A 6000-nucleotide genomic window follows, 5' to 3' on the forward strand; every position below is an offset into this window, starting at 1 on the left:
TGCGGTGCGTGGGGCGAAGTGCCGGCGTGGCCGCGAGTATCTGGAGCGGATGAATCCGCCGCTCGGACAGCGGGAACCCCCGACTCGCGGCCGCTGTCGCGTCCACGATCGGGGCTTCAACTGCATCGGGAGGCACGATGCGTTTTCTTCCGTCTGCCGCGGCGCGGGTGAGGAGGTGTCCGCCCGGTGGGAAGCAGCCGGAGGGTGCAGGAGGCCGCGTCAAGCTGATCCACCTGATCGCGATCGGTAAGAGTTTGAGGGCGAGCGAGGGGCGCGACGCGGGGGATATCGGCCCACGGGCGCGCGGTTTCGGCCATCGATCGAACGAACAATGATGGTCGAAGCGAAGGACTTTCATCCAGTCGATCCAGCGTGATCCGCCCGCGTGAAAGGGCGGATCCGTGGTTGTCACCCATCTCCCATGGTGATCCGAACATCCCGCAATCCGCCGTACCCGCTGTTCTTTCGTACCCGCATCACCCCTGACGTCACGTGACCATGAAACCACTCCGCAGCCTTTCCCTGGGGTTCCTGGCGCTGTTGGCCGCCGCACCCGCGGCCGCGCAGACCGCCCCGCCCGTGGCGCCGGTGGACTGGAGTGCCCATCCGCTGTCGCAATTCGCGGATGACGAACTGACGCTGCCGTACTACCTGCAGCACTTTGCCCGCTTCGCCAACAGCGTGCGGATGGAGGGCCCGGACCGCGGCTTCATCGACATCTCCGTGTGGCGCAACGAGAAGGACAATCGCCCGTACAACGCGCGCATCATGGAAAACGCGCTGTCGCTGGCGTACTTCTACACGACGGACCGGCCGTGGAACCCGTACCGCGGCGACCCCGCCGTACGCGCGCGGCTGGAGGCGGCGCTGGACTTCTGGTCGCGCAGCCAGAGCCCGGCGGGGCGATTCAGCGAGTATGGGCCGCAGCAGTGGAACCTGGCCGCCACCGCCTTCGCCACCAAGTTCATGGGCGAAACGCTGCGCCTGCTGCACAACGGCCCGCCCATCGACAGCGCCGTGGTGCGCCGCGCGACGGAGGCGGACCGCCGCGCCATCATGGCCGTGCTGCAGAGCCCGGACTTCTACGAATCCGGCCGCTTCTTCAGCAACCAGTACGGAAACGTGTGGCCCGGCGCGCTGGCGTACCTGGCGCTGCATCCCGACCCGGAGATGCGCACGCTGCTGGAAACGCAGTTCCGCCGCGCATCCACCGACCACCAGAGCCCGGCGGGGTACTTCTACGAGGCGGATGGCGCGGACTGGAGCTACAACCTGGGCACGCACCACAGCAACGTGCAGATGGCGTGGAGCTATGCCCGCGGCACGCCCATGGGCGACCAGTTGGCGGACGAGACGGCGCGCTGGTACGAGTGGTTTGCGTACAACGCCGCGCTGGAGCCGGACGGATCGGGCTTCGTGCTGAACCGGGCGATCGAGACGCGGCAGCAGTCCGTGTTCATCACGCGGGCGGGGCAGGGGGAGACGGGCGGAGTGTTCTCGCCGGCGGAGCGGGTGGAGATGGCGCGCGTCACCGGCCCCACGCGCGAGTCGCAGGTGGCGACGCGCGCGCAGCAGCGGGCCGCGCTGGCGGACGGCTGGCCGGCGGTGGATTCGCTGGCAACGGGGACGTTCAGCGCGTTTTCGCCGTACGCGTTTCTGCATCGCCCCAACCTGCAGTGGGTGCCCACAGACGCGCAGCAGCGGGCGGCGCGGGCCAGACTGCCCTATCTTGCCCGAACCCGCTTTACGCACCAGCGTGTGGACTCGCGCAAGCCGGTGTCGTACACGTTCGTGCGCGTGCCCGCCTACTACGCGGCGTTCAACGCGGGCGAGGCGTGGCGCGAGCAGCAGCGCTACGGGCTGGGGTTGATGTGGACGCCGCGCGCCGGCGCCATCCTGCAGTCGCAGACGGGGACGGCGGACGCCGCGTGGGGCACCCGCTCCGCATCGGGCGCGGCGGTGTATGAAGCGCGCGGATTCGTGCCCGAGTTCCGGGTGAACGGGAGCGCCGTGACGGTCACGCCGGGGACGCGCGACCTGCCCGCCGGGCCGCTGTCGGTGCAGTACGCGCTGGGCGCGTTCGGCACGAAGAACGTGGAGTTCACGGACGGCGCCATCCGGGTGCGGGTCCGCCACGTGGAGCCGTTCATCGAATACATCCCGCTGCTGGTTCTGCCGACGGACGTGGTGGAGCAGGGCGCGGGGCGGCTGGCCATCACCCGCGCGGGAACGCGGATTACGGTGACGTGGCCGGCGGCGGTGGCGGGGGAGCTGCGCCGCACGGAGCGGATGACGGGCGCCAAGCAGGTGGCGGTGCTCACCATTCCCGCCAGCGGCGAGCTGGAGTACGCCATCGCGGTGCAGGACGGCGGGCGCGACTGACGGCCGCCGCGGACGGGACCCAACCGGAGCCACGTGAGAAAGATCGACGTACGCGATTTTGAGCGCGCCACGCGCACCACGTCGCGGCGCATCAACCTGCAGATCGCGCTGAACCTGATCCGCGAGCACCAGCCCATTTCCCGCGCCGACCTGGCGCGGCGGATGGACCTGAACCGCGGAACCATGACCGCGCTGGTCAGCGAACTCGTGAGCGACGGCTCCGTGGTGGAGGGGGAAACGACCAGCACCACGCGCGGGCGGCGTCCCAAGATGCTGTTCGTGCGGACGCGCGACCGGCTGGTGCTGGGCATCGACATCCGGTTCAGCCGCACGTACGTGATGGTGAGCGACTTCGCCGGACAGCGCACCGCGCTCGAATCGTTCGAAACGCTCTTTTCCCCGCCGGACCTGGTGAAGGAACTGGGCGTGCGCATCCGCCGCATGCGCGCGCAGTACGACGAGGCCGGGGAGATCGAGGGGATCGGGCTGGTCATCCCCGGGATGGTGGACCAGGCCACGGGGCGGGTGCTGAACGCGCCGCAGCTGGGATGGAAGGACGTGGAGATCCGCGGCTCGCTGGAGGAGGCGACGGGGCTGCCGGTCGTCATCGAAAACGCCTCGGTGGCGTGCGCGCTGGGGCACATGTGGCTGGGGCGGCGGGGCGGCGACAGCGTGGGCGACCTCGTGTACGTGATGGTGAGCGACGGCGTGGGCGTGGGCGTGGTGGCCAACGGCGAGGTGATGCGCGGCTCGGGGAACACCGCCGGCGAGTTCGGCCATCTGCCGGTGGACCTGAACGGCCCGCGCTGCCTGTGCGGCGCGCGCGGATGCTGGGAAACGTACACCTCCAACCTGGCCACGCTGGCGCGCTACCTGGGCCGCGAGTTTTCGCCGGAGACGGCGCGCAACCTGTCGGGGCACCCGGGGCTGACCGTACAGCAGGTGGTGGACCTGGCGCGCGCGGGCGAGGCGCAGGCGCTGAGTGCGGTGCGTGAGACGGGCTACTACCTGGGCGTGGGGCTGGCGGGGATCATTACCGTGGCGAACCCGGCGCGCATCGTGATCGGCGGCGAAATCATCGGCGCGTGGGACCTGATCGAGGGGACCGTGCGGGAGATGGTGGAGGAGCGGGCGCTGACGCCCCAGGCCGCGCGCACGCCCATCATCCCCGAGCCGATGAACGAGTTTCCGCGGCTGCGCGGGGCCGCGGCGCTGGTGGCGGCGCCGTTCTTTGCGGCTCCGCGCGTGGCGTAGGCCACGATCCGCCTGCAGAAGACAACAGCAGAGCCTGGTGGGTGAGGTTGGCGCGACGGGCGGAGTCCAGGGCGGCCCCCACCCGGGCTCGTACTACTCGCCCACCCTCCCCCAAAAAAGACTGGGGGAGGGTTGTTGGGGCGGATGGTTCGGTGCGGGTCGGTGAGTTCCGGGCGTGAGCCGGTTCTGTTGAGCGAATGAATCCGCCGCTCGGACAGCGGGAACCCCCGACACGGCGCTATTCGCGCCCCGTTCGGGGCTTCAACTGCATGGTCATGCGCGTCGAGGTCGCCATCCGCAGTCCGCGGAGGCGGACTTCGCGTTTTTCGAGGCGCGGTTTCAACCGCCGGGCGGAAGCCGCCGACCCGCGCCGCGGTTGGCCCGGCGCTGGGGTCTCCCTTTCTCCGCGGAGCGGGGGAGAGGGCCGGGGAGAGGGGGCCTCTCCGAACGCGCGGCACCCTCCGGAACGAGCTGAGTTGCGTCTCCCCTCTCCGCGCTTCTGCTTCGGCCGGGAGGGGAGCGGGGAGGGGCCGGGAGCGGCCTCACAGCCCGGCGACGCGCCGAACCATCCGGCCCGCGCCGAACCCGCCGACGCGCTGAGGTCTCCCCCTCTCCCGCTTGCGGGAGAGGGGGCCGGGGGGTGAGGGCTGCCCGCGGCCGCGCGGAGTCGTCCGAAGCCCATCCGTCACCCATCCCCACGTGCCGTGCGCTGTTGCACCGGGGAAAGTTCGCGCTGTTCGATCGTGACTCTTGCGAAACGGGACAGAATCCCCATTTTGCTGGAAGATGAAACAAATGCGATTTCGAGACCTCGGAACCGCGCGCGGCAGGGCGGGGCGCTACGCCGCGCACCATCACCAGAACGGATCGTCAGGCATCAGGATGACAGAAGTATTCGTGCAGGGAAGCGAGCGGGAGTGGCAGGAACTCGGCGACGGCGTACGGCGCCAGATCCTGGGCCACGACGGGGAACTGATGATGGTGCGCGTGCAGTTCATCCAGGGCGCCATCGGCACCGCGCACCAGCACCCGCACCGCCAGGCCACGCTGGTGGAAAGCGGCCGGTTCGAGGTCGCGATCGGCGGCGAGGTGCGTGTACTGGGCGCGGGCGATGGCTTCATCGTGCCGCCGGACGTGGTGCACGGCGTCATGGCGCTGGAGGCCGGCGTGCTGGTGGACGTCTTTACCCCCGCGCGCGCGGATTTCCTTTCGCCGCAGTCGTAGCGGCATCCTTTCTCGCAAACGGGACGGAGTGCGGATGAGCGGCATGTTCAGGCTGGACGGGCGCCGGGCCGTGGTGACCGGCGCCGGGGCGGGGCTGGGGCGTGGAATGGCGATCGGCCTGGCCGCGGCGGGGGCGGACGTGGTGTGCGTGGACCGCGACGCGGAAGGCGTGCACACCACCGCCGCCGCCATCCGCGACGCGGGATCGCAGGCGTGGGCGCTCACCGCGGACCTGTCTGACCGCGACGCACTGCACGCCATGGCGGACGAGGCGGAGAGCGCGGCGGGGCAGATCGACATCCTCGTCAACAACGCGGGCACCATCCGCCGCCACCCGGCCGTGGAGTTTCCGGACGAGGCGTGGGACGCGGTGATGGCCATCAACCTGGACGCGCCGTTCCTGCTGAGCCGGCGCTTCGGGCGCGGGATGGTGGAGCGCGGGCGGGGCAAGATCATCAACGTGGCCTCGCTGCTGGCGTTCCAGGGCGGCATCCTGGTGCCCTCGTACACGGCCAGCAAGCACGCCGTCGCGGGGCTCACCAAGGCGCTGGCGAACGAATGGGCCGGCCGCGGCGTGAACGTGAACGCGCTGGCGCCGGGGTACATGGCGACGGCCAACACCGCCCCGCTGCGCGCGGACCCCGTGCGCACGGAAGCCATCCTGGGCCGCATTCCCGCCGGGCGCTGGGGCGAGCCGGAGGACCTGGCCGGCGCCGCCGTCTTTCTCGCCTCGCCCGCCAGCGACTACGTGAACGGGCACGTGCTGGTGGTGGATGGGGGATGGATGGCGCGCTGAGCGCCATCCAGCGGAGCGATCGGTTGATGGATTCGGCGCGACGGGCGGAGTTCGCGGGCGGCCCCCACCCGGGCTCGTACTACTCGCCCACCCTCCCCCAAAAAAGACTGGGGGAGGGTTGGGGGCGGCGGCGGGTCCGGTGCGTATGGCGGAGGCCGTTCCGGTGAGCGGGTTGGGCGGGTGGAGCGGGCGGAGGATCCGGTGCGGGAGGCGGAGATTGGCGCGTGAGCGGATCGGGTTGAGCGAATGAACTAGACTTTAGCACTTTACGCGGCGAAGCTGAGGAGATCTTCCCAGCGTCTCCAAAGGGCAGAAGGAATTAATACGACATCGTCGTTGTCGAC

Annotated in this window: 4 protein-coding genes; all 4 read left to right on the forward strand. The window is 70.3% G+C overall.

Features of this window, described 5'->3' with window-relative positions; genetic code table 11:
• The first annotated feature begins 498 nt into the window (after window positions 1-498).
• The 4 genes from HNQ61_RS27180 (at window position 499) to kduD (ending at window position 5656) form a co-directional block, all read left to right on the forward strand.
• Entirely contained in the window at window positions 499-2382 is a 1884-nt protein-coding gene (locus HNQ61_RS27180; protein ID WP_183685863.1) for a hypothetical protein, read from the forward strand.
• Window positions 2383-2415: 33 nt separating this feature from the next.
• Window positions 2416-3636, forward strand: coding sequence for an ROK family protein (locus tag HNQ61_RS27185; RefSeq protein WP_170038918.1), 1221 nt, complete (start codon window positions 2416-2418; stop codon window positions 3634-3636).
• A gap of 882 nt (window positions 3637-4518) precedes the next feature.
• Window positions 4519-4860, forward strand: a complete 342-nt coding sequence (locus tag HNQ61_RS27190) for a cupin domain-containing protein (protein WP_170038916.1) — start codon at window positions 4519-4521, stop codon at window positions 4858-4860.
• Between the two features lie 34 nt (window positions 4861-4894).
• On the forward strand, window positions 4895-5656 hold the full coding sequence (gene kduD, locus HNQ61_RS27195; RefSeq protein WP_170038914.1) for a 2-dehydro-3-deoxy-D-gluconate 5-dehydrogenase KduD: 762 nt from the start codon (window positions 4895-4897) through the stop codon (window positions 5654-5656).
• The last annotated feature ends 344 nt before the right edge of the window (window positions 5657-6000 follow it).

Source organism: Longimicrobium terrae (assembly GCF_014202995.1).
Lineage (GTDB): Bacteria > Gemmatimonadota > Gemmatimonadetes > Longimicrobiales > Longimicrobiaceae > Longimicrobium > Longimicrobium terrae.